Genomic DNA, 26,315 nt, shown 5'->3' with positions numbered 1-26,315 from the left:
CGGTCGTGAAGGTGTGCTTCAATGAGGCGTCATCAATCATTAAGTAGAATTGAATGATCTCCATCGAGGACCTGCGTCTGGCCGTGACGCTGGCGCGCGCCGAATCGTTGAGCGCTGTTGCCAGAATCCTGAATGTCTCACCTCCCGCGCTGTCCATGCGTCTGCGCAAGTTGGAGACGCTGCTCGGCCTGACGCTGGCCAATCGCGATGCCCGGCGCCTGAGTCTCACCGCCGATGGCGAGCGTTTCTCTCGGGAAAGCGCGCGTTTGCTGGAGCAGTTGGAAGCGCTCCCGGAGTCCTTCAAGCAACGAGACGAGCAGTTGGTTGGCACGCTCAGGCTGGCGGCGCCGTTCGGCTATGGGCGGCAACGCATTGCACCGCTGCTGGCGCGTTTCGCCAGGTTGCACCCTCAGTTGTGCCTGCACCTGGATTTACGCGAAACGCCATGGCCTGATCGCCATGACAGCGACGCGGTGATCCACATCGGTCACCTCAATGACAGCCTGTGGGTCGCCAGGCTCCTCACGTCAAATGACCGATGGTTGTGCGCAAGCCCTGCCTATCTGGAGCAGCACGGCACGCCGTCGTCGCCTGAGCAACTTGCCGGGCACCGCTGCATTTGCATCCGTGAAAATGATGAAGATGTCACGCTGTGGCACCTGCGCAAGGGGCAGGGGCGTAGAACCCTGCGCATCGAGCCCGCGATGCTGAGCAACGATGGCAGTGTGGCTCGACGCTGGGCCGAGCAAGGCCTGGGGCTGGTGCTGCGTTCGCAATGGGATGTCAGTGACGCCATTGCCGACAAGCGTCTGGTTCGGGTGCTGGCGGATTGGCAATTCGACAGTGCGCCGATCAACCTGTTGGTGCCTTCACGAAAACTGCGTAGCCCGCGTGTGCAGGCTTTGGTGGCGTTTCTGGAGGAGGCATTGAAAGTATGACCAGCGAACTGCTCGCGAAGGTGGTTTCATAGTCAATGAGACGTTGAATGTGCCGGCCTCATCGCGAGCAAGCTCGCTCCCACAGGGTACTAAGTACATATTGTTGTCTGCCAAAAACCCAATGTGGGAGCGAGCTTGCTCGCGATAGCGGTGGTCCAGCTAAATAAATGCCGGGACGTGTCCCGCCAAACAGATAAGCAAAACCTCCAATCCGAAGCGCTCCGCAAAGTCTGCTGAACACGTCCCGCAAAACGGTGGTTTGTACCAGGCGACCTATACTTTTAACCGTTTATGCACGGTTTCTTGGTGTTGTAATAACACCATGATTCAGCGTGGCACTGATGCTTCCAGAACGGAGTAGCGGCTTGCCCTGGTCGCCACCCTCAGTGCATGGCCGATGCACCCGCGACCACCTGAAGAAGACGTACCTTCAAATCCCCCGGCCTTCATGGACATCCCTAAAATGCCAGCACCGTTAATTTCCGTAGAGACGAATTCTGAGCTTCCGACGCACGCTGACGTTGTCGTGATCGGCGGCGGCATTATCGGATCCTTCACGGCCTATTACCTGGCCAAGCGCGGCATGAAGGTCGCGCTGGTGGAAAAAGGCCGCGTGGGTGCAGAGCAATCGAGTCGAAACTGGGGCTGGTGCCGTCAACAGAATCGAGACGCTCGTGAACTGCCGCTGTCGACCAAGAGCCTGGACCTTTGGGAGCAGTTCGCAGCAGAGACCGGTGAGGACACAGGTTTCAGAAGGTGTGGCTTGCTCTACCTGAGCAACAACGAGAAAGAGCTGGCCGGTTGGGCGAAATGGGGGGAGTTTGCCCGTACCGTCAATGTGAAAACCCACATGCTGACGGCGGAGCAGGCCGCTCAACATGGCCGGGTCACCGGCAAGCCCTGGAAAGGCGGGGTCTTTTCACCTACCGACGGCACGGCAGACCCATCCCGCGCCGCCCCGGCGGTCGCACGGGCCATCATTAAACTGGGCGGCACGGTGCACCAGGGATGCGCCGCCCGTGGCCTCGAGACCGAGGGTGGCCGGTTGTCTGCCGTCGTCACCGAGAAGGGCACCATTCGTACCAAGCTCGCGGTGCTCGCCGGTGGCGCATGGGCGTCCTCTTTCTGCCGCCAGTACGGCATCCGGTTTCCCCAGGCGTCCATTCGTCAGACGATACTGTCGGTTTCCAAGAACGCCCAAGAGATACCGGACGCGCTCCACACGGATGAAGTCTCCATGACCCGTCGCTCCGATGGCGGGATCACGCTGGCCATCAGTGGCCGAGGGCGTGTCGACCCTACCTTGCAATTGCTGCGTTTCGCCCCGCAGTTCCTGCCGATGTTCCAGCGCCGTTGGCGCAAGCTGGCCCCCGGTGGCCTGGAGGGCTTTCAATCGGGGCACGAGGGCTTGGGGCGCTGGCGGTTGGACCAGCCGACGCCGATGGAGCGCATGCGAATTCTGGATCCGAAGGCAGACGCCTCGACGGTCGAGTTGACTTACAAGCGCGCGGTAGACCTGATCCCGATGCTGAAAACCTCGTCGGTCACCGCAGCCTGGGCAGGTTATGTAGACAGCACGCCGGACGGCGTCCCGGGCATCGGCGAGATGGCGAGCCTGCCTGGCCTGGTGCTGGCGGCGGGGTTCAGTGGCCACGGCTTCGGCATCGGCCCGGGTGCGGGCCATTTGATCGCCGATATTGTCTGTGACATGCCCCCGCTGGTTGATCCGCGTCCCTATCACCCGGACCGTTTTCAATCTTCGGCCTGGGGCAAGGTCGCGGAGTTCTGAGGCGCTGGAAACTCACCGGCAAAACAATGAACGGGCGCATCCTCAGGGGATGCGCCCGTTTTCGTTTGCAGGCGTAGATTCTGCCGCCTGTGGGGGGTTCCAGTGGTTTTTTACGCACCATAAACGGCCGTAAATGCCGTGAAAACGGCGCAAATGCCCGGCCATGGCGCATCCCGCACAGTCTGCTGAGCAGGCCCCGAAAAACGGTGGTTTGTGCCAAGGGACCTATACTTTTAACCGTTTATGCACGGTCTCATGATGCTGTAATAAATCCGTGATGCAGCGTTGCACCCAGGCTTTCGGAACGGCGCAACCGCTTGCCCCTCATGACCTCAACCATCACTCAGGACTGCACTCATGAGCTTCCTTCGCCCCAAGTTCATTACCTTTGACTGCTACGGCACGTTGACCAACTTTCAGATGGGGACCATGACGCGCGAACTGTTCGCCGATCGGGTCCCTGCCGGGCAGATGGACCAGTTCGTCAAGGATTTCTCGGCCTATCGCCTGGACCAGGTGATGGGTGACTGGCGGCCCTATGATGAAATTCTCAAGACTGCCCTGGCCCGGGTCTGCAAGCGTTGGGGTGTCGAGTACAAAGGCGAAGGTCAGCTCTACTACGATGCCGTCCCGACCTGGGGGCCCCATGCCGACGTACCGGCCGGCCTGTCGAAAATCGCCGACAAGATTCCCCTGGTGATTTTCTCCAACGCGATGGACGAGCAGATCATGTCCAACGTCGACAAGCTCGGCGCACCGTTCCATAAAGTCTTCACGGCTCAACAAGCCCAAGCCTACAAGCCGCGCCTGGCGGCCTTCGAATTCATGCTCGATAACCTCGGCTGCGGGCCGGAGGATGTCCTGCACGTGTCCTCGAGCTTCCGTTATGACCTGATGTCGGCCCACGACATGAAGATCAAGCACAAAGCGTTCGTGGCCCGTGGTCATGAACTGCCTGGAAACGCTGGCTACAACTACCACCAGATCCCGGACATCGGCGGATTGGCCGGCCTGGTCGGTCTCTGAGTCGTTGGGCACTCGTCAAGGCATAAGGGGTTAGACATGGGCAGTGAGTCTTATTGGCTCGATACCGCACCGGCATTTACCGGTGCCCAGCTCGGTGCGTTGCCCGGGCAGGTCGATGTGGCCATCGTCGGTGGTGGTTTCACTGGCCTGGCCGCGGCCCGGGCCCTGGCCTTGAAGGGGGCCAATGTAGCGGTGCTGGAAGGCGGGCGGGTCATTGGCGAGGCGTCGGGGCGCAATGGCGGCCAGTGCAATACCGGCGTGGCCCAGGACTACGCAGCCCTGAGCGCCAGCCTCGGTGCCGATAAAGCGCGCGCCTATTACCAGGCTTACGAAAGTGCCGTGCAGAGCGTCGTCTCGCTGGTGGAGCAGGAGCAGATCGCCTGCAACTTCACGCGCAATGGCAAGCTCAAGCTGGCGGCCAAGCCCATGCATTACGAAGGTTTGGCGCGCACCTGCGAACTGATTCGGCGCGAGGTCGATGCCGAGGTCGAATTGCTGTCTGCGCAAGAGACTCGCGCAGAGGTCAACTCGGCCCAGTTCCATGGCGGCTTGTTGCAGCGCAACGGCGTGCAGATGCACGTCGGGCGCTTCGGGGTCGGGTTGGCCGAGGCCGCCGCCCGTCACGGCGCCCTGATTTTCCAGGGCGTGTCCGTCACGGACTGGAAAGCCAGTGCCGGCGGCTATCGGGTCAATACCACCAAGGGATCGCTACAGGCCACGCAGGTCCTGCTGGCCACCGGCACCTCTCAGCAGGGTGGGTTGGGTTGGTATCGGCGGCGGATCGTGCCGGTGGGCAGTTTCGTGATCGCCACCGAGGTGTTGCCGCAGGCGCTGATCGACAGCCTGCTGCCGGCACGCCGCTCCTATGTCACCAGCCGCATGATCGGTAACTACTTCCGCCTGACTCCGGACAACCGTCTGCTGTTTGGCGGGCGGGCACGGTTTGCCATGTCTGACAGCGTGTCCGATGCCAAGAGCGGCAAAGTCTTGCTCGCGGCGATGGTGCAGATGTTCCCGCAACTGGCCCAGGTGAAGGTCGATTATTGCTGGGGCGGATTGGTGGACATGACCTCCGATCGGCTGCCCCGGGCCGGCCAGCACGGAGGTATTTATCACTCCATGGGCTACAGCGGCCATGGTGTGCAGATGTCGGTGCACATGGGCCAAGTCATGGCCGACGTCATGGCGGGCAAGGTCGAGGCCAACCCTTGGCGCGAACTCGATTGGCCGGCGATCCCCGGTCATTTTGGCAAGCCCTGGTTTTTGCCTCTGGTCGGTGCCTACTACCGCCTTCAAGACTATTTGCACTGAGTTGCGGGAGACGCTTCACGTTTCAACACATTGCGTTAATCGCGAGCAATCGAGCCTTATCATTTCCGAAAGGTAGAACTGACATGACTGACAAAAAAAACAGTATCGACACCCAGCTGATAACAGGTACGGAAAGTCTGCGCATTTTCGAGGGGCTCAATCGCGGCATGTCACGCCGCAATGCATTGCAAATGCTGGGGTTGGCCGGGGTGGCCGTGGCGGGCGCGGGCAGCCTGTTCGGCGCCGCCGGCAAGCTGTTCGCCGATGAGGAGGCCGCCGCCCCTGGCAAAGGCAAGCCTGGCGGGCGCATTCGCGTCGCAGGCTCGACCAGTTCCACCGCCGACACCCTCGATCCGGCCAAAGGTTCATCGTCCACCGACTATGTGCGCCATTACATGTTCTATAACGGGCTGACGCGTTTCGACAGCCACATGGTGCCGCAACTGGAACTGGCCGAGCGTATCGACACCACCGACGCCACGCTTTGGGTGATCAGCCTGCGCAAGGAAGTGACCTTCCACAATGGCAAGGCCCTGACCGCCGCCGACGTGGTGTTTTCGCTGCTGCGGCACAAGGACCCGATCACCGGTTCCAAGGTCCTGCCGCTGGCGTCGCAGTTCGCCGAAGTCAAAGCCGTCGGCACCCATGAAGTGCAGATACAGTTGAGCGGTCCCAACGCTGAGCTGCCGTCGATCCTGGCCGTCTCGCACATGTTGATCGTTCCCGAGGGCACCAGCGATTTCAGCCAGGGCATCGGTACCGGTCCGTTCAAGGTCAAGGAGTTCAAGCCCGGGGTGCGCTCCATTGGTGTGCGCAATACCAACTACTGGAAACCCGGCTTGCCGTACCTGGACGAGATCGAATTCATCGGCATTGCCGACGAATCGTCACGGATCAACGCCCTGTTGTCGGGGGACGTGCACATCGTCAACGAGGTCAACCCACGCTCGACGACTCGCATCAAGGCCAGCGTCAAGCACCAGGTCATCGATTCACCGTCGGGCAACTACACTGACCTGATCATCCGTCAGGACCAGATGCCGGGCCAAAGCCCGGAATTCACCCAGGCCATGAAGTTGCTGCTGGACCGGGAACAGATCAAGTCGGCGATCTTCCGCGGCTACGCCAGGATCGGCAACGATCATCCGATCGCACCCGGTGCACGCTTCTACAACGCCGAGTTGCCACAACGGGCCTACGATCCGGAACAGGCCAAGTTCCTGCTCAAGAAGGCCGGCATGCAAGACATCAGCATGCCGCTGATGTGCTCGCCAGCGGCGACCGGCTCGGTGGACGTCGCGGTATTGCTGCAGCAGTCCGCCAAGGAGGCGGGACTCAAGCTCAACGTCAACCGCCTGCCGAGCGATGGCTACTGGTCCAACCATTGGGCCAAGCACCCACTGAGCTTCGGCAACATCAACCCGCGGCCCAATGCCGACATGCTGTTCTCGCAGTTCTTCCAGTCGAGCGCACCGTGGAATGAATCCGGTTGGAAAAACGAACAGTTCGACCAGTTGTTGGTGCAGGCCCGAGGTGAAACCGACGAGGCCAAGCGCGGCAAGATGTACGGCGACATGCAAGTGCTGGTACATGAGCACTGTGGCATCGGCGTACCGGTATTCATCAGCAACATCGATGGCGCCGATCAGCGCGTAAAGGGCTACGGCGCCAACCCCCTGGGCGGTTTCATGGGCTACATGTTTGCCGAGCAAGTCTGGCTGGACGCCTGATGACCGTCGGGTTTGGGCCATATTGCATGAGGGTCGGATGATGAACAGCAACACACTCTGGTTGATCGGCCGCCGCCTGGGGGCGGCGGTCGTGACCTTGTTGATTGTCTCCATGGTGGTGTTCGCCATCACGGCAGTGCTGCCGGGGGACGCGGCACAACAGGCGCTGGGGCAGTTCGCCACACCGGAACAGGTGGCGGCCCTGCGGATGAAAATGGGGTTGGACCAGCCCGGTGTGTTGCGTTACCTGCATTGGCTGACGAGCCTGCTCGGCGGTGACTTGGGGATGTCGATGTCCAATGCCATGCCGGTCGTCGACTTGATGGCCGGCCGGGTCCCCAACACCTTGATGCTGGCGGCTGCCACGGCGTTGGTGTCGGTGCCTGTGGCCTTGACCCTGGGTATCGGTTCGGCGATGGGGCGAGGCGGGCGTATCGACAGCTTCCTGAGCTTCTTCACCTTGACCATGGTGGCGGTGCCGGAGTTTCTGGTCGCCACCTTGGCGGTGCTGATATTCGCGGTGAACCTGGGCTGGTTGTCGGCACTGTCCTACGCCAGTGACATCACCTCACCCTGGCAATTCATGCGCACCTACGCCTTGCCGGTGATGACGCTGTGCTGCGTGATTGTCGCGCAAATGTCGCGCATGACCCGGGCGGCGGTGATCGATCAACTCGACAGCCCTTACGTGGAAATGGCCCGGCTCAAGGGAGTCAGCAATATCCGGATCGTCCTGCGGCATGCCTTGCCCAATGCCATTGGCCCCATCGCCAATGCCATCGCCCTGAGCCTGTCCTACCTGTTGGGCGGAGTGGTGATCGTGGAAACGATCTTCAACTACCCCGGCATCGCCAGCCTGATGGTCGATGCCGTGACCAACCGCGACATGGCCCTGGTCCAGGCCTGCACCATGTTGTTTTGTACCGCGTACCTGGCGTTGGTGTTGATTGCCGACCTGTGCGCGATCCTTTCCAACCCGAGGCTGAGAAACCAATGAACAACCTCATTGTGAAGTCCCCGACGGCGGCCGTTGCGCTGGGGCTGGGCAAAGACGCCCACGCCAAGTCCTGGCTTGGCCTGGTCGGTGCCGCGATGTGTGTGATCTGGTTGCTGGTGGCCATCTTCGGTCCGTGGCTGGCGCCGCATCCGGTGGGGGAGGTGGTCTCTGACAACGTCTTCGACAGCCTCAGCGCGACGTACCCGTTCGGCACCGATTACCTGGGCCGCGACATGCTCAGCCGGATCCTTGTCGGCGCACGCTTCACCGTCGGGCTGGCGTTGGTGGCCGCGGTGTTGTCCAGCACCCTGGGAACCAGTCTGGCGCTGTTGTCGGTGGTGTCGCCAAAGTGGCTGGATGAGCTGATCAGTCGCCTGATGGACGCGTTCATCTCGATCCCCAGCAAGATGTTGGCGCTGATCATGGTCTCGGCCTTCGGCTCCTCGGTCACCTTGCTGATCTGTACGGCGGTGTTGAGCTACACCCCCGGCGCTTTCCGCATCGCCCGCAGCATGGCGGTGAATATCGAAGCCCTGGAATACGTGCAAGTGGCCCGTACCCGTGGCGAGCGCCGGCTGTACATCGCTTGTGTGGAAATCCTGCCGAACATACTCAACCCGGTGCTGGCGGACCTGGGCCTGCGCTTCGGTTTTATCGTGCTGCTGCTCAGTGGCATGAGTTTCCTGGGGCTGGGCGTGCAACCGCCGGATGCCGACCTGGGCTCGCTGGTGCGCGAGAACATCGGTGGCCTCAATCAGGGGGCGCCGGCCATTGTGATTCCGGCCCTGGCCATCGGCACCCTGACCATCGGTGTGAATCTGTTCATCGACCGGTTGTCGTCGCGGCGTAGCCGACGTTCGGGAGGTCATTGAAATGAGTGAATTGATTCGAGTACAGGACCTGCGCGTGGTCGCCTGTGGCGAACGCGGTGAAGTGGACATCGTCAAGGGTGTCAGCTTCTCCCTGCAAAAAGGCGAAGTGTTGGCGTTGATCGGTGAGTCCGGTTCCGGCAAGACCACCATTGCCCTGGCGCTGCTTGGTTATGCCCGGCGCGGTTGTCGCCTGGCGGGCGGCGTGGTGCAAATCGGCGAGCATGACATGCTGGCGTCGAGCGAAAGCCAGTTGCAGAAGTTGCGGGGCAACCGGGTGTCCTATATCGCCCAGAGCGCCGCAGCGGCATTCAACCCGGCGAAAAAGCTGATCGACCAAGTGGTGGAGGGCGCTCTGATCCACGGCCTGGGTAGTCGAGCGGTGCTTGAAGCCAAGGCCATCGAATTGTTCCGCGACCTGGCCCTGCCAGACCCTGAGCGCATCGGCCAGCGCTACCCCCACCAGGTGTCCGGCGGGCAACTGCAACGGGTGATGGCGGCCATGGCGCTGATCAGCGATCCGTTGCTGGTGGTGCTCGACGAGCCGACCACGGCCCTCGATGTGACCACCCAGATCGATGTGCTGCGGGCCTTCAAACGGGTGGTCGGTGAACGTGGGGCCACGGCCGTCTATGTGTCTCACGACCTGGCGGTGGTGGCGCAGATGGCTGACCAGATCGTGGTGCTCAACGGCGGCGAAATCTTCGAACACAGCGCCACGGCACCGTTGCTCAAGGGCCCGGCCCACGAATACACCCGCAGTTTGCTGGCGGCGGCGCGACCGGACACCACGATCCGTCCGCCGAGCGACATCGCCCAAGAGACCCCGTTGCTGACCATCCAGGGGCTGACCGCCGGCTATGGCAACAAAAATGCCCAGGGCATGCCAGCGATTCGCGTGCTGGAAGACATTGACCTGACGGTTCGCAGAGGCCAGGCCATCGGCGTCATCGGTGAGTCGGGTTCCGGCAAATCGACCCTGGCACGGGTCGTGGCCGGATTGTTGGTGCCGGCCCTAGGCGGCTTGACCTTCGATGGCCAACCCCTGGGGGGCAGCCTGTCGTCGCGCACCCCCGAGCAGTTTCGACGTATTCAAATGGTCTTCCAGAATGCCGACACCGCGCTCAACCCGATGCACAGCGTCAGCACGATCCTGAGCCGCCCGCTGAAGATGTATTTCGGCCTCAAGGGCGCGGCTTTGCGCGAGCGTATCGGCGAATTGCTGGACCTGGTGCGTTTGCCGCGGGCGTTGGCGCAGCGGCGTCCGAACGAACTGTCCGGCGGGCAGAAGCAACGGGTCAACCTGGCCCGGGCCTTGGCGGCCAAGCCGGACCTGATCCTCTGCGACGAGGTGACCTCGGCGCTGGATACTGTGGTCGGTGCGGCGATTCTCGAACTGCTGCGCGATCTGCGCCAGCAACTGGGGGTGTCCTATCTGTTCATCAGCCACGACATCTCCACCGTGCGCGCCCTGTGTGACGACATCGTGGTGATGTACAGCGGCCACAAGATCCAGGCCGGTACGCGCCAATCCTATGCGCAGGCACCGTTCCATCCGTATACCGACCTGCTGATCCATTCCGTACCGGAACTGCGCCAGGGTTGGCTGGAAACCTGTGGGGCCACGACCTGCCAGACGCTGCCGCCCATTGGCCCTAAAGCCAACGTACCCGACCTGTGCACCTTCCTCAGTCGCTGCCCGGTGCGGGTCGACGGCTTGTGCAATTGCGTCGCGCCGCAACGGCGGATGATTGTGGGCGGCAGTGAAATCCTCTGCCACCACGACAGTGCGGAACTGATGAAGACCCAGCAGTCCAACACAATGACCGTGGCGGCGTATGCATGAACCGGCGTCTCGTCAGGCTGGTCGACATCAAGCGCTTCTTCTTTTCAGTCGAGCAACGGAGCAAGGCCTCATGAAACCCCGCGTGTTGGACATTCTCAAACGGCTGATGGCCTTCGATACCGTCTCTTCGGAATCGAACATGGCCTTGATCGAGTACGTGCGCGACCTGCTGCTGACCAAGGGCATCGAGTCACTGATCGTCCAGGATGAAAGCGGCAGGAAAGCCAATCTGTTTGCCAGCACCGGGCCACGGGACGTGCCGGGGATCCTGCTGTCCGGGCATACCGACGTGGTGCCGGCGGCGGGGCAGGCCTGGACCTTTCCTGCCTTCGAGGCGACGGTGCAGGACGGGCGGATTTATGGCCGAGGCAGTTGCGACATGAAGGGTTTTATCGCACTGGCTGTCGACGCCATGCTCGAGGCCACCGAGCAGCCATTGAGCCGGCCCTTGCAATTGGCCCTGTCCCATGACGAAGAGATCGGTTGCGTGGGGGTGCGTCGTTTGCTCGATGTGCTGCACCTGGCACCGGTCCGGCCGTTTCTGTGTGTCATCGGCGAGCCAACCAATATGCAGTTCGTGCTCGGGCACAAGGGCAAGGGTTCCTACCGTACTTACTGTCGCGGCCTGGAAGCGCATTCGTCCCTGGCACCGCGCTCGGTCAATGCGATTCACGTGGCCTGCGATTTCATCGCCGCGCTGCGCCTGAGCCAGCAGCAGTTGCAAGAGCAGGGCGCCCGGGATACCGATTACGACGTGCCCTACAGCACCGTGCATGTTGGACAGATTGTCGGCGGCAAGGCGCTGAACATCGTGCCCAACTTGTGCACCCTGGACTTCGAAGTGCGTAACTTGCCGGCGGACGACCTGGACGGGTTCCTGGAACAGATGCGTGAGCGAGCCGAACTGATCGTCGGCGAAGCCAGGAAGCTGTCCAGTGTGGCCGCTATCGAAATCGAGACCCTGAATGTCTATCCGGGCCTCGATACCCACCCGAGCGTCGAAGCGGTGCGCTTCCTGAAAAACTTTGCCGCCCCGGACACCGGCACGGCCAAGGTCTCATTCGGCACCGAGGGCGGCTTGTTCAAACAACGCCTGGATGTGCCGGTGGTGGTCTGCGGGCCAGGCTCGATAGAACAGGCGCACAAGCCTGACGAGTTCATCGAGATCAGCCAGATGGACGCTGGCGAGCGCTTCCTGCAAGGGTTAGTGGGCTCAATGCACCGCTAGTGTTCCGTCTGCCTGATTGAACATTCCCTCACCACGCCTGCAACCCCGTGCGTTTCATCGCCTGATCGAGGCGTACGGCGATCAATCCCCACCCGCGGTAGAGCATGCCGTCGAAGGCTGATTTTCAGCATTCACGGCTGTAGGGCCGGCGTTTTCAGCATCCTCGTCCAGGGCAAAACAATAGACTGAAGGCTGGCTCAAAACAGGACCCGACACCATGCTCAAGAATCGCCTGAAAGACCCCAGCCTGCTGGTAGAACGCGCTTACATCGACGGTCAGTGGGTCAGCGCCGACAACGCCGCGACCGTGGACGTTATCAACCCGGCCACCGGCGAAGTGCTCGCCAGGGTCCCCGCGATACAGGGCAGTGAAACCCGGCGCGCCGTCGAAGCCGCCGACCGTGCCTGGCCGGCCTGGCGTGCCCGTCCGGCGGCAGAGCGGGCGGCGCTGCTGGATCGCTGGTATCAGGCCATGATCGACAACCTCGATGACCTGGCGTTGATCTTGACTTGCGAACAGGGCAAGCCGCTGGCGGAAGCCCAGGGCGAAATTCGCTACGGTGCCAGCTTCGTCAAATGGTTCGCCGAAGAAGCCCGACGGGTCTACGGCGAAACCATCCAGGCCCCCAGCGGTGATCGCCGCTTGCTGACCCTCAAGCAACCGGTCGGCGTTTGCGCCGCGATCACCCCATGGAACTTCCCCAACGCGATGATCACGCGCAAGTGCGCACCCGCCCTGGCCGCCGGCTGCACGATCGTGGTCAAGCCGTCGGACCTCACCCCGCTGTCGGCCCTGGCACTGGCGGTATTGGCCGAGCGGGTCGGGATTCCGGCCGGGGTGTTCAACGTCGTGACCGGCATGCCCGCCGGCATTGGTGAAGAGCTGACCGGCAACCCGACAGTGCGCAAGCTGTCTTTCACCGGGTCCACGGCGGTCGGTCGCCTGCTGATGCGCCAGAGCGCCGAACACATCAAGCGCTTGAGCCTGGAGCTGGGCGGTAACGCGCCGTTCATCGTGTTCGACGACGCGGACCTGGAGCAGGCCGTGACCGGCATCATGCTCAGCAAATTCCGCAACGCCGGGCAGACCTGCGTCTGCGCCAACCGGATCCTGGTGCAGGATGGGATCTACGAGCGCTTCGCCCAGCGCCTGGTGGAGGAGGTGGGCAAGCTCAAGGTCGGCGATGGCCTGGATGCCGGCGTAAACATAGGCCCACTGATCAATACGGCGGCGGTCAGCAAGGTCGCTCGACATATCGACGAGGCCTTGAGTCAGGGCGCTCGTCTACTCTGTGGTGAAATCCCCAAGGGCGACAGCCAGTTCGTCCAGCCGACGGTACTCGGTGAGACCCATGCCGGAATGCTGCTGGCCAATGAAGAGACCTTCGGTCCCGTTGCGCCGTTGATGCGCTTCAGCACCGAAGAAGAGGCGCTGGCCTCGGCCAACGCAACGCCTTACGGCTTGGCCGCCTATTTCTTCACCCAGGACTTGCGCCGCTCATGGCGGTTTGGCGAGGCGCTGGAGTTCGGCATGGTCGGGCTCAATACCGGGCTCATTTCCATGGACGTCGCTCCCTTTGGCGGTATCAAGCAATCGGGGCTGGGGCGTGAAGGCAGCAAATATGGCCTGGACGAGTTCCTTGAAGTCAAAGCCTTCCACATGGGTGGCTTGTGATCCGGTCAGCATTTGAAGAGAGGAGGCACGGTTGATGAGCAAACCATTCAGAATCGCTGCGATTGCCGGCGACGGCATCGGTAAGGAAGTCCTGCCGGAAGGGCTGCGGGTATTGGAGCAGGCCGCGAAGAAATGGCAATTGGATTTGAGCATCGAAGTGCTCGACTGGGCTCACTGCGATTATTACCTGGAGCACGGGCAGATGATGCCCGCCGACTGGTTTGCGCAGCTCAAGGACTTCGACGCGATCTACTTTGGCGCCGTGGGCTGGCCGGACAAGGTGCCTGATCACATTTCCCTGTGGGGGTCGCTGCTGAAGTTTCGCCGGGACTTCGACCAATACGTGAACATCCGGCCGGTGCGGCTGTTTCCCGGTGTACCGTGCCCGCTGGCCGGACGCGAAGCCGGGGACATCGACTTCGTGGTGATCCGCGAAAACACCGAGGGCGAGTATTCCTCGATCGGCGGCAAGATGTTCGAAGGCACCGAACATGAGTTCGTGCTGCAGGAGTCGGTGTTCACTCGCCGCGGCGTGGACCGGATTCTCAAGTTCGCTTTCGACCTGGCCCAGACCCGACCGCGCAAACGCCTGACCGCGGCGACCAAGTCCAACGGCATCTCCATCAGCATGCCGTACTGGGACGAACGCACCGCGCTCATGGCGCAGCAGTACCCGGACGTCACCTGGGACAAGCAACACATCGATATCCTCTGCGCGCGCTTCGTGCTTCAACCCGACCGTTTCGATGTGGTCGTGGCATCGAATCTGTTCGGCGACATCCTGTCCGACCTGGGCCCAGCCTGTGCCGGCACCATCGGCATCGCCCCTTCGGCCAACCTCGACCCGGAGCGCCGTTTTCCCTCGTTGTTCGAACCGGTCCATGGCTCGGCGCCGGATATCTATGGCCGCAACATCGCCAACCCGATTGCGATGATCTGGTCCGGCGCCTTGATGCTGGACTTCCTCGGCAATGGCGATGAGCGTTACCGTGCGGCCCATGATGGGATTCTCAGGGCCATCGAGCAGGTTATCGCCGAGGGGCCGATCACGCCTGATCTAGGCGGGCAGGGCTCGACTCAGGATGTGGGTCAGGCTATTGCGATGGCGCTTTGAACTGAACATCGCGAGCAAGCTCGCTCCCACATTGGATTTTCAGAAGCCACAGACCTCATGTACACCGCGCTCCCCTTGTGGGAGCGAGCTTGCTCGCGATGAGGCCAGCAAGCCCAGCATCCATGTGACCGGACCACCGCCATCGCGAGCAAGCTCAGCTCCCACAAGGGATTGCGGGCGGATGCTGAATCTGTGGGCACCGAAGAACCCATGTGGGAGCCGAGCTTGCTCGCGATGGGGCCAGCAAGCCCAGCACCCATGTGACTGAACCACCGCCATCGCGAGCAAGCTCAGCTCCCACAAGGGATTGCGGGTGGATGCTGAATCTGTGGGTACCGAAGAACCTATGTGGGAGCCGAGCTCGCTCGCGATGAGGCCAGTAAACCCGGCATCCATGTGACCGGACCACCGCCATCGCGAGCAAGCTCGCTCCCACAGGGGGAGCGCGGCCTCACCAACCCAAAAAAGCCCCGCCAGACATCACTTGCAGACGTAGAACTTGCGCACATAGACGCTGCTCTTCCAGGCGCAGGGGGCGCCTCGAGGCACGAACACCGTATCGCCCGTGTTGACCGCCAGTTCGGAACCATCGGCGATCTGGAGAATGATGCTGCCCTCGATCAGGTGCATCAGTTCATGCATCGTGTGTGGCCGCGCCTTGCGGGTATAGGGTGTAGAGTCCCAGATGCCGATGCGCAGGTTGGTCGTGTCCTCGACGAACACGTTGTTCGAGCGACATTGCGGTGTCGGGCTCAGCAGGAACTCTTCACTCGGAGGCGTCGAAGGGGAGAGCAGGGTGTATGGGGGGAGGGCGGTCAGTCCGGCAGTACCGGCTTCAACAGGCTGGGTATCGGCACAGAATGCCCAGAACGAGCCAGGTAGCGCGTCGATCTGAACCGATGTGCCACGGGCGATCACGGCGCTGTCACCCGGATTGAGTTCGAGCGCGTGATCCTGGCTCTGCAAGATGACGCGTCCCGCGTGAACCACGATCGTTTCACTGTAGGGGTACCGATCGCTGCTGAATTGTCCGCTCGCCTGGACGACGCCGGCAGCAATGTCATCGGTCCCGACATAAGCGATCTGTCGGTCGAAAGGATCGTTGGCGCCCAATGAGCCGCAGGTGAATGCTGTTGACGCGGGAGTGCCGTTGGCATGTGCGAGCAGCACGGCGGGGGGTTCTAGCATGAGGGTGTTACTCCGGGAGAGTGGATAGTGTCGCTGTGAGTAGGGCGTCAGCCGATGGCCTGGGTCACCAGCGCAAACTGATGTACGCCATCGCGGGCCTGGGGTGGGGTCCCACGAACCATTTGTGCAACGGTGTCGACCTGCTTCAGCCCGGCTTCTTCCAGCCAGGAACCGAGCCCGCTGTCGGGCAGTACATCCATGCGCACGAAAGCATCCGGCACTTGCGCCAACAACACCGCGATCAGGTGCTTGGCCTGCTCTGGATTTCCCGCAACGACCGGGCCGATGTAACGACCGCGACCGAAGGAACGCAGGAGGGCGAACGCTCGCAATTGCCCCTCACGCTCGATCCCCACGACGTCTTCGACACGCTCGAACAGATCGTTGAGCACGGCATGCCGGTCCAGGCCGCTGCCAGCGTTGGCGAGTGCGATTACGTCGTTTCGATCGGCTTCGGTCAGGTGGCGCAGGCGCTCACCGGATGGCAGGTCCGTGGGGGCCGGAGGCGATACGTTTCCTTGGTGTTGTTGGATATGCCCAAAGTCGACGAATCCCTGGCTGACATAAAGAGGCGCGCCGGCCAGCGTCGCATTGAGCATGGGGGTCTGCGAACCGCACGCCTGGAGTGCCAGCTCCATCAGTTTGCGACCGATGCCCTGGCCCTGGTACTCATCACTGACGATCACCAGGCCGATCGTGGCGTAATCACCCTGCGGGCAAGTGAACGCCGTACCGATCAGGCGGCCTTCGTCCTCTGCGACAAAACCCTGCGAAACACGCTGCAGCATGGCCCAGTCTTCAAGGCGGTGGGGCCACTTCAACTGCACGGACAAGGCATGAGCCGATGCCACATCGGCAGGCGTCATGGGGCGATAGGTACAGGCGGGGCGTTGCGTGTTGGACATGACAGATCTCCATGGACAGGGAGCGTGACCGGTCGGATTTCTCCGCTGAAAGTGTTGGTATCTCATCTGCCACCAGGCCTGACAAGAGGCGGACATTGATTCGGTAGATTGCATAAGTTGCGGCTTCGCGCGCCGCAGTTATTGCTCAAATCGGGACCAGGCTCAGCAGCAAATATCAGCGGATTTTTCGTCGGTGTTTTTCTCGTAGGTGCATGACAAGCGCGGGTCAATAACGTCGCTGAGGGTCAATCTGGCCGAGCATCGATTCGCCTCGCTGATGGCGTCGGATATTGTCCAGCAACACGCCAAAGGCACTTTCGGGTTGGGTCATCGCCGCGATATGCGGCGTCAGCAATATTTGTGGATGCTGCCAGAACGGGTGATCCGGCGCGGCTGGTTCCTGTTGCAATACGTCGAGCACCGCGGCACTGAGCTGGCCGCTGGCTAGAGCCTCGAGCAGATCCTCTTCTATCAGGTGCCCGCCGCGGCCCATGTTGACCAGGGCAGCCCCCTTGGGCAGATGTTGGAACAACTGGCGGTTGAGAATCCCTTTGGTCTGCGCGGTCAATGGCAAGACACACAACACGATGTCGCATTGGCCGAGGAACGCCGGGAGCTGTTCGTCACCGGCAAAGCAGTCCACCCCGGCGATGCGGTGTTCGCTGCGTGCCCAACCTGATAAGGCGAAGCCAAAGGTCTGCAAGGTGGCCAGGATCTGCCGGGCCTGCATGCCTAGTCCCATGACACCGACCCGACGTTGGGCCGCCGGCTGCAGCAAGTGCGCCTGCCAGCACCGGGCGACCTGTTGCTGGCGATAACGGAGCATGTCCCGGTGCAGGCTGAGCACAGCGAAACTGGCGTACTCGCACATGCCCCGGGTGATGCCGGGGTCGAGTAGCCGGACCACCGGCAGGGACGTGGGCAGGCGATCAAGGTCAAGTTGGTCGACCCCGGCCGACAAGGCGAACAGCACCTCCAGGTTTGGCAGCCGTGTTTCGAGGTCGTCCGGCGCCTGCCAGGCGGCGAGGTAGCGAATATCCTTCGGATCGCCGATGTCCGGCCAGGCACGCCATTCGATATCCGGCGCGTGCTCGGCGAATAGACGCTTCCATTGTTCGCCGCGTACCGGGTCGGCTTTATAAAGCAGGGCCATGGGTCACTTCTCGTACTGGATAGGGAACCTCCAGCATGCCCGAGTGGCAAAGCAGGATGTATCAAAAGAGCCTGCGTAATCACACATCGCTGCGTTGTATGGGGCGTCTGCCGGCAGATTCCATCGGGCTGGAGGCGGCTGAAGGAATCTGCTGTTTGCCGGGGTGAAAACAGTCGATCCGAATTTCCCAGAGCCCAAGTTCGGCTTAGACAATCGCGTCGAACGCTTAACCTGTGGAACACATCGCAGCCGTTTCCCGGTTGCCTGGTTCACTGTGGGAGATGCCATGAACAGTAAAGTCGAAGAAACCCCAAGCTTGCTCCGTCAACGCGATCAATTCGTGCCCCGGGGTCTGGTCACCGCACATCCGCTGGTCATCGACCGGGCCCAGGGGGCTGAAGTGTGGGACGTGGACGGGGCGCGCTACCTGGACTTCGTCGGCGGCATTGGCGTCTTGAACATCGGCCACAATCATCCGAAGGTAATCGCGGCCGTGCAGGCCCAATTGCAAAAGGTCAGCCATGCTTGCTTCCAGGTGGTGGCCTACAAGCCCTATCTCGACCTGGTCAAGCGCCTGTGCGAGTTGGTAGGTGGTCAGCAAGCCTACAAGGCGGCGCTGTTCACCTCTGGCGCGGAGGCGGTGGAGAACGCGGTGAAGATCGCCCGAGCCCATACCAATCGTCCCGCGGTCATTTCCTTTCGTGGCGGTTTTCATGGGCGTACCTTGCTGGGTACGACGCTGACGGGCATGAGCCAGCCCTACAAGCAGAACTTCGGGCCCTTCGCACCGGAGGTCTTCCATACTCCATACCCGAATGCCTATCGTGGTTTCAGCAGCGAGATGGCGTTGCAGGCCCTGAATGAGCTGCTGGCGACCCAAGTCGCTCCGGATCGAGTCGCGGCGATCATCATCGAGCCGGTGCAGGGCGACGGCGGCTTCCTTTCTGCTCCGCCCGAATTTCTCCAGGCGCTGCGGACCCTGACCGAGCAACACGGCATCGTGCTCATCCTCGATGAAATCCAGACCGGCTTCGGGCGTACCGGCAAATGGTTCGGTTTTCAGCACGCCGGCATTCAGCCGGACCTGGTCACCGTCGCCAAGAGTCTGGCAGGTGGCTTGCCCATTTCGGGCGTGGTGGGGCGTGCGCACATCATGGACGCGCCATTGCCTGGTGGTCTTGGCGGCACCTATGGCGGCAACGCCTTGTCGTGTGCAGCGGCGCTGGCGGTGATCGACGCTTACGAGCAGGAGCAGTTGCTCGAGCGTGGCCAGGTCCTGGGCGAGCGGCTGCGACAGGGCCTGCTGCGCTTGCAGGCACGTCACCCGCGCATCGGTGACGTGCGCGGTACCGGCTTCATGCTGGCCATCGAATTGATCAAGGACGATGAGGCCCGCAGCCCCGATGCCGAACTCACCCAACAACTGATCGACCAGGCCAGGGTCGGCGGGCTGTTGGTGATCAAATGCGGGGTGCACCGAAATGTCCTGCGCTTCCTGGCGCCCCTGGTCACCGAAGAAAGTCAGATCGACGAAGCACTGACCATTCTTGAAGCAGCATTGCTACGCGTGTTGGATTAATCTCAGGTCTCGGTCGGCCCGCAGTAGCGATGTGCCGACCGGGGGCATTTAGCGCATATGGATTGATGAATGCATCATGGGAGGCGACACACATGCACCTGACTGATTATCGTGCGCTGCTGATCGATTGCGACGAAGTCCTGGTCGATCGGGATTCCGGTGTCTGGACGGCCCTGCAACCTTTGCTCGACAACCATCCGGACGTGCCAGCCAGGGAGGCGGTGCTGGCTGAGTTCGACGAGGCAGTGCGCGGGCTCTATCCGCGTTTTTCCGAACTGGGCTTCAGTGGTCTGTTGTGCTTTGCCCATCGTCAACTGGCAGAGCGCCTGGGGCTCAAGGTCAGTTGGGAGGAGGGCATGAGCTTTGCCCGTTCGGCCAGCAGCTGGTCGCTGTTCGAGGACGCGCCCGGTGCCATGTTGTACCTGCGCAAATTCTACCGGCTGCTGGTGTATTGCGATCGTGATGCCGAGGATCGTGACCCGCTCTGCGAACGCTTGGGAATTCCCCCCGAGGACCTGCATTCCCGCGCCAACAATCCATTGGAGGACGCGGCATGGTTGCTGGCGAACAAGCTCAAGCCTGAAAACATCATGCAAGTGTCCAGGCCGCCCGCGTACCCGCCAAAATCGGCTGGCCTGTGCCTGATCCGCCGTGGCCATGAGCCTGATAATCAAGCATATTCCGCCGATTTCTACATCACCAGCATGGCCGACCTCGTCGCTCAGCATCAGCTATCTTTGCGGCGTTGAATTTGCTAAAACCACTGTCAACCTGAAGACAACCGAGGGGTACCCGATGGAAGGTTTAATAAAACTAGACCGAATTGATATCAGTATCCTTGTTGAACTTCAAAAGGACGGTCGAATGACCAACGTCAGTCTCGCCGATGCCGTGGGCCTGTCATCCAGCCCCTGCCTGCAGCGAGTCAAGCGGCTCGAGTCGGCTGGTTATATTTCCGGCTACAGGGCTCATCTCAACCTGGCCAAGATCACTGACTCGGTGACGGTCTTCACTGAAGTCACTCTCAGCGACCACAAGCGGGAAGACTTCGCCAAGTTCGAATCCAATATTCGCTTGGTCGATGAAGTGCTGGAGTGCCATTTGATCAGCGGCGGCTACGATTACCTGGTGCGCTTCATGACGTGCAGTATCCAGCATTACCAGGAAGTGATCGAAGGGTTGCTGGACAAGAACATCGGCATTTCCAAGTACTTCAGTTACATCGTCATCAAATCCCCCGTGCTCAAGGATGGGGTTCCGCTGCGTAGGTTGTTGCGTCACTGATACGTCCCAGCGCCAGCCGTCCATGACGGCAATCCTTCGAACGGCTCCTTACGACCTGCAAGCAGCCCCAGCGCTGCCGGAATCAATGCGCCTCGGCATTGCGATCCGATCAATCGGCGTGTGAATTCAAACTTCTTCAGGCCCTGCGCAAACGCCGGGGCGTGAGTGTGCGCGAGCTTTTCACGTCGGTGCGGTGGCGTAAAACGGGGACATTTGTTCCTTCTGCAATTCGATCTTCATAAAAACGTAACACGACTGTTGCAGAGTTCCCCAGCCCGTCATCACAAGGAATTTCTTTCTATGAAAAGTTTGATGAAGTCTGTTGCGCTCGCGGTTACGCTTTCTCTTGGTGCCACTTCGGCGACATTCGCTGCAGAAAGCGTCCGTCTGACGGGTTCTGGCGCGAGTTTCCCGGCGCCGATCTACCTGACCTGGTTCAAGGATTTCAGCAAGAAATCCGAAGGTGTCACTGTGGATTACCAATCCAAGGGCAGCGGCGCGGGTGTACAGGACTTCCTGAATAAAACCGTTGATTTCGCCGCCAGTGACTCGGCAATGAAAGACGAAGATATCGCCAAGGTTGCCGAAGGCGTGCAGTTGCTGCCGATGACCGCTGGGGAAATCGTGCTGGCCTATAACCTGCCGGGCAATCCTAAAGGCTTGAAGTTGCCACGCGATGTGTACTCCAACATTTTCCTGGGCAAAATCACCCGCTGGAACGATCCGCAGATCGTCGCTGCCAACCCGGACCTGAAACTGTCCGATACACCGATCACGGTGGTTGTGCGCGCGGATTCCAGCGGTACGACCGCGGTATTCACCAAGCACTTGGCGACCATCAATCCGGAGTTCAAGCAGGCGCTGGGGGAGGGCAACACCGTCAACTGGCCGGCCAGTGACAAGTTCATCAAGTCGCCGAAGAACGATGGTGTGACGGCTACTGTGCGCCAGACGCCGGGCGCGATTGGCTACATCGAATACGGCTTCGCCAAACTTGCCAAGGTTGACTTTGCCCAGTTGCAGAACAAGGCCGGCCACTACGTCGTGCCAAACGCCGAGAGTGGTGCCGAGGCTCTGGCAGCGGTGAAGATGCCGGATAGCCTGGTGTCCTGGTTGCCTGATCCAGACGGCGCCAAGTCGTACCCGATCACGTCCTACACCTGGATGATTTTCCGCAAGGACAACGGCAACCCGGCCAAGGCCAAGGCCATGCGTGAAATGGTCGAATACAGCCTGACCGAAGGGCAGAAAATTGCCGACTCGATGGGTTACATCCCGTTGCCGCAGTCGGTTGTCGAGCAGGTTCGCAAAGCGTCCGCCAACATTCAGTAACGCCTGAGGCCTCTCTCGGTGTGTGCTGTCAGCCATGCCGGGAGAGTTTCCCCCTTGTTCCGGACTTAGCCAATGAACAAACCCTTTGTCGTACCGGTTAATCCAGATTCTGCCTGCCAACCACCGTCCGCGAAGGACTTCCTGGTTGATCGCACCTTTCGTGCGCTTGCGCGTATTGGGGGCATTCTGGTTCTGGCGTTGGTATTTGCCCTCGTGTTCGAAGTGGGACGCAAGGCGCTGCCTGGCATGGAAAAGCACGGGTTTGATGTTCTCCTAGGCACCGTCTGGGACGTGAACCAGGGTAAATACGGCATCCTGCCGGCTATCTGGGGCACGCTCTACAGCGCCTTCATCGCATTGCTGATCGCGGGCTTTTTCGGCGTCAGCATGGCGATTTTCCTGACCCAGGACTTCCTGCCTCCCAAGCTCGCCGCCATTTTCCGCACCATTGTCGAATTACTCGCGGCCATCCCCAGCGTCGTCTACGGCCTGTGGGGGATCTACGTGGTGATCCCGGCGATTCGACCACTGACGACCTGGTTGAACAGCGAACTCGGCTGGGTACCGTTTTTCGGCACATCCTTGAGCGGGCCGGGGCTGCTTCCTGCGGCGTTGGTGCTTGCCATCATGATTCTTCCAACCATTGCCGCTGTTTCGCAGGATGCGCTCACGGGCGTACCGATGAAAACCAAGCAGGCCGCCTACGGCATGGGGACCACCCACTGGGAAGCGATTCTCAAGGTGATGGTGCCGTCGGCCGCCACGGGCATTTTCGGTTCTTTGGTACTTGGCCTGGGACGCGCGTTGGGTGAAACGATGGCGCTGGCCATGCTGGTAGGCAACGCGAATAACATTTCCCTTTCGCTGTTCGCACCGGCCAACACCCTGGCGGCCTTGCTGGCCCTGAACTTCCCCGAAGCCGGGCCGAACGAGATCGAGGTGTTGATGTATGCCGCACTGGTGCTGATGTTGATCACGTTGATCGTGAACGTCTTCGGCTCCTTGATCATGATGTACGCCCAGCGGGGTAATAAGTGATGACCGACCTGACTGCTGCAACAGACTTGACGGCTCCAGCAGGCGCGATGCCCAGCCTGCAGCGCAAGTTCGAGGGCCGCGCCCTGCGCAGCCTGATCCTGACCACCCTGGTCTGGGGCGGGGCGCTGCTGGCCAGCGTACCGTTGATTTCCGTGCTCTACATGCTGATCACCCGCGGCGGCGCTCGCCTGAACCTGGAAGTCTTCACCGAACTGCCGCCGACGGGCTTCGAGATGGGCGGGGGCTTCGGCAACGCGATGGCAGGTACCTTTGTGATGGTGGGTATCGCGGCGGCAATCGCGGTACCGGTCGGCATCATGGCGGCGATTTTCCTGGCTGAACTGGGGCCGGACAGCAAGCTGGCGAACGCTGCGCGCTTTGCCGCCAAGATGCTCACGGGGCTGCCATCGATTCTGGCCGGGGTGTTTGCTTACGCCCTGGTGGTGATGACCACCGGCACTTATTCGGCCCCGGCCGGTGGCGTAGCGCTGGCAGTCCTGATGCTGCCTATCGTCGTGCTGACGGCGGAAGAGTCGATGCGGATGGTGCCCAAGATCATGAAGGATGCCGCCTATGGCATGGGCTGTACCCGCTCGCAGGTGATCTGGAAAATCGTCTTGCCCACCGGCATGCCGGCGATCCTGACCGGCGTCATGTTGGCGGTGGCACGGGCCGCGGGCGAAACGGCGCCGCTGTTGTTTACCGCGCTGTTCAGCAACTACTGGATCTACCACCAAGGCAGCCTCGAGGTCATGAACCCGACGGCATCGCTTGCCGTGCTGATCTACAACTTCTCCGGCATGCCGTTCGACAACCAGCTCGAGCTCGCATGGGCGGCCTCGCTGGTGCTGGTGATGATCGTACTGGTCGTGAATATCATCAGCCGTATCTTCGGCAAGCCCAAGTATTAAGAACGGGAGCATCTGATCTTGAACGTATCCACTGCGCAAATAGCCGCTCCGTTTGTCACCCAGGCGCCTGTAGTCATGGACTGCAAACTGGACAAGATTTTCTATGGCAACTTCATGGCGGTACGTGACAGCCATGTGCCGATCGAGAAAAACAAGATCACCGGTTTCATCGGGCCATCCGGCTGCGGCAAGAGTACCGTGCTGCGCAGCCTTAACCGGATGAACGATCTGGTGAAAGGTTTCCGTTTCGAGGGCCACGTGCACTTCCTTGGACAAGATGTCTATGGCAAGGGCGTTGATCCGGTGGTCGTGCGCCGTTACATCGGCATGGTGTTCCAACAGCCGAACCCGTTCTCGATGAGCATCTTCGACAACGTCGCGTTTGGCCTGCGCCTCAACCGCTACAAAGGCGATATAGGCGATCGGGTCAAGCATGCGCTGCAAGGCGCCGCCCTGTGGGATGAAGTCAAGGACAAGCTCAAAGTCAGCGGCCTGTCGCTCTCCGGCGGCCAGCAACAACGACTGTGCATCGCCCGCGCCATCGCCACCGAGCCGGAAGTCCTGCTGTTGGATGAGCCGTGTTCGGCACTCGACCCGATCGCTACCCGGCGGGTCGAGGAACTGATGGTCGAGCTGAAGAAGGATTACACCATAGCGCTGGTCACCCACAACATGCAGCAAGCCATCCGTGTCGCTGACACGACGGCGTTCTTCTCGGTGGATATTTCCCAGGGCACGCGCACCGGCTATCTGGTTGAAATGGGCCCAACGACGCAGATTTTCGACAACCCACGTGAACAGATGACCGGCGACTACATCAGCGGCAAGTTCAGCTAAGTCACCCATCCGGTCAAGGCCGCATACCTGCAGAAGCCAAATGGATTTGGCGGGCATCCGGTAGACATTTACCAAGCGTTTCCAAGGAGCACCAATGCCTGCTACGCATCGCCTTGATTTGCCTGCGATTGAACATGCACTGCGCGAAGTGCAAAATCGCTTCGCCGAGCTCAGCCGGCACTTCACGGAGCCACGCGATCCCTTGACCGACGAAGTACTGCAGAACGTGCTTGAAGGCTACGCGTTGATTGACGACTATGTTGCCCGCGGCGTCGATCTGTTTGACCTTCAGCAACTGAACCTGATGCTCGAGATCAACGCCACGGTGCTTTGTGGTCGAGACCCGACGCGCCGCTTGGAATACGCCCAGCACCTGGCCGCGACCGAGGCGCATTTCTTCAACAACGTTGAGGGAGGCATCAAGGACTTGTTCAATTGGTATTGCACGTATCGCAGCGAATCCGTCTGGAAGCGGGCGGCGGGCGTCTATGTGCGCATTCTCAGCAAGCCGCAGTTGTTCATTGAAGGGAACAACCGCAGTGGGTCGCTCATCGTCAGCTACCTGCTCATGCGCGCGGGCTTGCCGCCTTTCGTGTTGACGCTGGAAAACGCCAAAGGCTACTTCAACCCGTCATCGGTCATACGCAACTCTGCCAAACATGGAGTCAAGGCGTTGTACGAACTGCCCAAGATCAAGAAAAAATACGCAGCCTTCCTGGAAGAACAAGCGCCTGACCCGATGAAGTTTTTTCTCAAGGGCAAGTCTTTGCCCATCTCTCAGGGTGGCCATTGATGAGCGGGAGTTCAGCGCTCGCCAAATGCAAAACCTTCGGCAGCCGGGCAGGGCAGGCCATCCGCTGGGCTATCCCGATGCAGATGTCCAGGCGGCAGCGCATACGCATTTCGTTTGATATCGATGACACGCTCGCCTGCCAACTCCACCACTGCGAAGTCGAGCAAAGCCGATTGCCGGCCTGCGTTCATCGCTGGCTGGGTGAGCCGTTGCGCAGGGGGACACGCTCCCTGATCCGAGAACTGCGCCGCCAGGATTGCAGCATCTGGGTCTATACATCGTCCGGTCGCACGCCGTCCTACATCCGGCGTTGGCTGTTGCTCTACGGCATCCGCGTCGACGGCGTGGTCAACAGCGTGCTGCACAATCAAGCGCTAACGGTCCATGGGCTGTCGAATGCACCCTCGAAATATCCGCCGGCGTTCGATATCGACTTGCATGTCGATGATTCCGAAGGCGTGCAGATTGAAGGTGATGACCATGGTTTTCGCGTTGTCGTGGTGCATCCGGAAGATGAGGGCTGGGCGCATAAAGTGCTGGAGGCGGTCGCCATTGTTCAGGCGCAGCTGGCTTGGCAGCAGATGCCTGTCCAGCGTGCTTCGTTACGCCGGATGCCGAGTGTTTAGTGGGTGATTGCGAGCCATGTCCCTTTAGCAGGTCGAACGCGCTCGGTATCCATCAGTCCAGACACAGCCGCTCCAGCTCATCCCTCAGCCTCGTCAATGGAAAAACGCGGGCGAGGGCAGAGAGTGGTGGCCTTTTGATTTCAAGC

General features: G+C 60.9%; 23 protein-coding genes. 20 read left to right on the top strand and 3 right to left on the bottom strand.

Annotation, left to right across the window (positions count from 1 at the left end):
- Positions 1–53: 53 nt before the first annotated feature.
- From J4E63_RS13260 to J4E63_RS13210, 11 genes are all read left to right on the top strand, one after another.
- Positions 54–938: a LysR family transcriptional regulator gene (locus J4E63_RS13260; RefSeq protein ID WP_207282245.1), complete on the top strand. Its 885-nt coding sequence runs from the start codon at positions 54–56 to the stop codon at positions 936–938.
- Positions 939–1,401: 463 nt separating this feature from the next.
- A complete protein-coding gene (locus tag J4E63_RS13255; protein ID WP_192260279.1) occupies positions 1,402–2,727 on the top strand; it encodes an FAD-binding oxidoreductase in 1,326 nt (441 codons plus the stop codon).
- Positions 2,728–3,084: 357 nt separating this feature from the next.
- Complete coding sequence (locus J4E63_RS13250) at positions 3,085–3,753, top strand: haloacid dehalogenase type II (protein ID WP_092164513.1); 669 nt, start codon at positions 3,085–3,087, stop codon at positions 3,751–3,753.
- Between the two features lie 36 nt (positions 3,754–3,789).
- Entirely contained in the window at positions 3,790–5,064 is a 1,275-nt protein-coding gene (locus J4E63_RS13245; protein WP_207282244.1) for an FAD-binding oxidoreductase, read from the top strand.
- An 83-nt stretch (positions 5,065–5,147) separates the two neighbouring features.
- A complete protein-coding gene (locus tag J4E63_RS13240; RefSeq protein ID WP_207282243.1) occupies positions 5,148–6,794 on the top strand; it encodes an ABC transporter substrate-binding protein in 1,647 nt (548 codons plus the stop codon).
- Positions 6,795–6,834: 40 nt separating this feature from the next.
- Positions 6,835–7,791, top strand: a complete 957-nt coding sequence (locus J4E63_RS13235; protein ID WP_207282501.1) for an ABC transporter permease — start codon at positions 6,835–6,837, stop codon at positions 7,789–7,791.
- Entirely contained in the window at positions 7,788–8,663 is an 876-nt protein-coding gene (locus tag J4E63_RS13230; protein ID WP_053121195.1) for an ABC transporter permease, read from the top strand. Before J4E63_RS13235 ends, J4E63_RS13230 begins: the two co-directional genes overlap by 4 nt.
- Position 8,664: 1 nt before the next feature.
- A complete protein-coding gene (locus J4E63_RS13225) occupies positions 8,665–10,506 on the top strand; it encodes an ABC transporter ATP-binding protein (protein ID WP_207282242.1) in 1,842 nt (613 codons plus the stop codon).
- A 70-nt stretch (positions 10,507–10,576) separates the two neighbouring features.
- Positions 10,577–11,734 carry an acetylornithine deacetylase gene (gene argE / locus J4E63_RS13220; protein ID WP_207282241.1) on the top strand — a complete coding sequence of 386 codons (1,158 nt, stop codon included), beginning with the start codon at positions 10,577–10,579 and terminating at the stop codon, positions 11,732–11,734.
- 217 nt (positions 11,735–11,951) lie between these two features.
- Complete coding sequence (locus J4E63_RS13215; RefSeq protein ID WP_207282240.1) at positions 11,952–13,409, top strand: NAD-dependent succinate-semialdehyde dehydrogenase; 1,458 nt, start codon at positions 11,952–11,954, stop codon at positions 13,407–13,409.
- A gap of 34 nt (positions 13,410–13,443) precedes the next feature.
- The gene (locus J4E63_RS13210; RefSeq protein WP_060742358.1) at positions 13,444–14,523 is read left to right on the top strand and encodes a tartrate dehydrogenase; all 1,080 of its coding nucleotides are present in this window, start codon (positions 13,444–13,446) and stop codon (positions 14,521–14,523) included.
- Between the two features lie 480 nt (positions 14,524–15,003).
- Here J4E63_RS13210 and J4E63_RS13205 read toward each other — a convergent pair whose 3' ends face one another.
- The 3 genes from J4E63_RS13205 to J4E63_RS13195 all read right to left on the bottom strand — a co-directional run bounded on the left by J4E63_RS13205 (position 15,004) and on the right by J4E63_RS13195 (position 17,769).
- A complete protein-coding gene (locus tag J4E63_RS13205; protein WP_207282239.1) occupies positions 15,004–15,711 on the bottom strand; it encodes a cupin domain-containing protein in 708 nt (235 codons plus the stop codon).
- Positions 15,712–15,758: 47 nt separating this feature from the next.
- The gene (locus J4E63_RS13200) at positions 15,759–16,616 is read right to left on the bottom strand and encodes a GNAT family N-acetyltransferase (RefSeq protein ID WP_207282238.1); all 858 of its coding nucleotides are present in this window, start codon (positions 16,614–16,616) and stop codon (positions 15,759–15,761) included.
- A 226-nt stretch (positions 16,617–16,842) separates the two neighbouring features.
- Positions 16,843–17,769 carry a glyoxylate/hydroxypyruvate reductase A gene (locus J4E63_RS13195; RefSeq protein ID WP_207282237.1) on the bottom strand — a complete coding sequence of 309 codons (927 nt, stop codon included), beginning with the start codon at positions 17,767–17,769 and terminating at the stop codon, positions 16,843–16,845.
- 286 nt (positions 17,770–18,055) lie between these two features.
- Here J4E63_RS13195 and gabT point away from each other — a divergent pair, with 286 nt between their 5' ends.
- The 9 genes from gabT to J4E63_RS13150 all read left to right on the top strand — a co-directional run bounded on the left by gabT (position 18,056) and on the right by J4E63_RS13150 (position 26,169).
- Complete coding sequence (gene gabT / locus J4E63_RS13190; protein ID WP_207282236.1) at positions 18,056–19,348, top strand: 4-aminobutyrate--2-oxoglutarate transaminase; 1,293 nt, start codon at positions 18,056–18,058, stop codon at positions 19,346–19,348.
- Between the two features lie 92 nt (positions 19,349–19,440).
- Entirely contained in the window at positions 19,441–20,097 is a 657-nt protein-coding gene (locus J4E63_RS13185) for an HAD family hydrolase (RefSeq protein WP_207282235.1), read from the top strand.
- Positions 20,098–20,143: 46 nt separating this feature from the next.
- Positions 20,144–20,632, top strand: a complete 489-nt coding sequence (locus J4E63_RS13180; RefSeq protein ID WP_060742352.1) for an Lrp/AsnC family transcriptional regulator — start codon at positions 20,144–20,146, stop codon at positions 20,630–20,632.
- A 300-nt stretch (positions 20,633–20,932) separates the two neighbouring features.
- Positions 20,933–21,964: a phosphate ABC transporter substrate-binding protein PstS gene (gene pstS, locus J4E63_RS13175; protein WP_207282234.1), complete on the top strand. Its 1,032-nt coding sequence runs from the start codon at positions 20,933–20,935 to the stop codon at positions 21,962–21,964.
- Positions 21,965–22,036: 72 nt separating this feature from the next.
- Complete coding sequence (pstC, locus tag J4E63_RS13170; protein ID WP_207282233.1) at positions 22,037–23,002, top strand: phosphate ABC transporter permease subunit PstC; 966 nt, start codon at positions 22,037–22,039, stop codon at positions 23,000–23,002.
- Complete coding sequence (gene pstA / locus J4E63_RS13165) at positions 23,002–23,913, top strand: phosphate ABC transporter permease PstA (protein WP_060742349.1); 912 nt, start codon at positions 23,002–23,004, stop codon at positions 23,911–23,913. Before pstC ends, pstA begins: the two co-directional genes overlap by 1 nt.
- A 75-nt stretch (positions 23,914–23,988) precedes the next feature.
- Complete coding sequence (pstB, locus tag J4E63_RS13160) at positions 23,989–24,750, top strand: phosphate ABC transporter ATP-binding protein PstB (RefSeq protein ID WP_025214260.1); 762 nt, start codon at positions 23,989–23,991, stop codon at positions 24,748–24,750.
- A 94-nt stretch (positions 24,751–24,844) separates the two neighbouring features.
- Entirely contained in the window at positions 24,845–25,543 is a 699-nt protein-coding gene (locus J4E63_RS13155) for a hypothetical protein (protein ID WP_207282232.1), read from the top strand.
- Entirely contained in the window at positions 25,543–26,169 is a 627-nt protein-coding gene (locus tag J4E63_RS13150; RefSeq protein ID WP_404943326.1) for a hypothetical protein, read from the top strand. The genes J4E63_RS13155 and J4E63_RS13150 overlap by 1 nt, the downstream gene beginning before the upstream one ends.
- The last annotated feature ends 146 nt before the right edge of the window (positions 26,170–26,315 follow it).

It is taken from the genome of Pseudomonas sp. FW300-N2F2 (genome assembly GCF_017351655.1).
Lineage (GTDB): Bacteria > Pseudomonadota > Gammaproteobacteria > Pseudomonadales > Pseudomonadaceae > Aquipseudomonas > Aquipseudomonas fluorescens_AA.
This window is presented reverse-complemented; position numbering and strand designations above follow the sequence as displayed.

Bases quoted from the DNA above. Each gene is read 5' to 3' on its own strand.
- J4E63_RS13260 (WP_207282245.1), top strand. From the start codon at position 54: ATGATCTCCATCGAGGACCTGCGTCTGGCCGTGACGCTGGCGCGCGCC.
- J4E63_RS13255 (WP_192260279.1), top strand. From the start codon at position 1,402: ATGCCAGCACCGTTAATTTCCGTAGAGACGAATTCTGAGCTTCCGACG.
- J4E63_RS13250 (WP_092164513.1), top strand. From the start codon at position 3,085: ATGAGCTTCCTTCGCCCCAAGTTCATTACCTTTGACTGCTACGGCACG.
- J4E63_RS13245 (WP_207282244.1), top strand. From the start codon at position 3,790: ATGGGCAGTGAGTCTTATTGGCTCGATACCGCACCGGCATTTACCGGT.
- J4E63_RS13240 (WP_207282243.1), top strand. From the start codon at position 5,148: ATGACTGACAAAAAAAACAGTATCGACACCCAGCTGATAACAGGTACG.
- J4E63_RS13235 (WP_207282501.1), top strand. From the start codon at position 6,835: ATGAACAGCAACACACTCTGGTTGATCGGCCGCCGCCTGGGGGCGGCG.
- J4E63_RS13230 (WP_053121195.1), top strand. From the start codon at position 7,788: ATGAACAACCTCATTGTGAAGTCCCCGACGGCGGCCGTTGCGCTGGGG.
- J4E63_RS13225 (WP_207282242.1), top strand. From the start codon at position 8,665: ATGAGTGAATTGATTCGAGTACAGGACCTGCGCGTGGTCGCCTGTGGC.
- argE (WP_207282241.1), top strand. From the start codon at position 10,577: ATGAAACCCCGCGTGTTGGACATTCTCAAACGGCTGATGGCCTTCGAT.
- J4E63_RS13215 (WP_207282240.1), top strand. From the start codon at position 11,952: ATGCTCAAGAATCGCCTGAAAGACCCCAGCCTGCTGGTAGAACGCGCT.
- J4E63_RS13210 (WP_060742358.1), top strand. From the start codon at position 13,444: ATGAGCAAACCATTCAGAATCGCTGCGATTGCCGGCGACGGCATCGGT.
- J4E63_RS13205 (WP_207282239.1), bottom strand. From the start codon at position 15,711: ATGCTAGAACCCCCCGCCGTGCTGCTCGCACATGCCAACGGCACTCCC.
- J4E63_RS13200 (WP_207282238.1), bottom strand. From the start codon at position 16,616: ATGTCCAACACGCAACGCCCCGCCTGTACCTATCGCCCCATGACGCCT.
- J4E63_RS13195 (WP_207282237.1), bottom strand. From the start codon at position 17,769: ATGGCCCTGCTTTATAAAGCCGACCCGGTACGCGGCGAACAATGGAAG.
- gabT (WP_207282236.1), top strand. From the start codon at position 18,056: ATGAACAGTAAAGTCGAAGAAACCCCAAGCTTGCTCCGTCAACGCGAT.
- J4E63_RS13185 (WP_207282235.1), top strand. From the start codon at position 19,441: ATGCACCTGACTGATTATCGTGCGCTGCTGATCGATTGCGACGAAGTC.
- J4E63_RS13180 (WP_060742352.1), top strand. From the start codon at position 20,144: ATGGAAGGTTTAATAAAACTAGACCGAATTGATATCAGTATCCTTGTT.
- pstS (WP_207282234.1), top strand. From the start codon at position 20,933: ATGAAAAGTTTGATGAAGTCTGTTGCGCTCGCGGTTACGCTTTCTCTT.
- pstC (WP_207282233.1), top strand. From the start codon at position 22,037: ATGAACAAACCCTTTGTCGTACCGGTTAATCCAGATTCTGCCTGCCAA.
- pstA (WP_060742349.1), top strand. From the start codon at position 23,002: ATGACCGACCTGACTGCTGCAACAGACTTGACGGCTCCAGCAGGCGCG.
- pstB (WP_025214260.1), top strand. From the start codon at position 23,989: ATGGACTGCAAACTGGACAAGATTTTCTATGGCAACTTCATGGCGGTA.
- J4E63_RS13155 (WP_207282232.1), top strand. From the start codon at position 24,845: ATGCCTGCTACGCATCGCCTTGATTTGCCTGCGATTGAACATGCACTG.
- J4E63_RS13150 (WP_404943326.1), top strand. From the start codon at position 25,543: ATGAGCGGGAGTTCAGCGCTCGCCAAATGCAAAACCTTCGGCAGCCGG.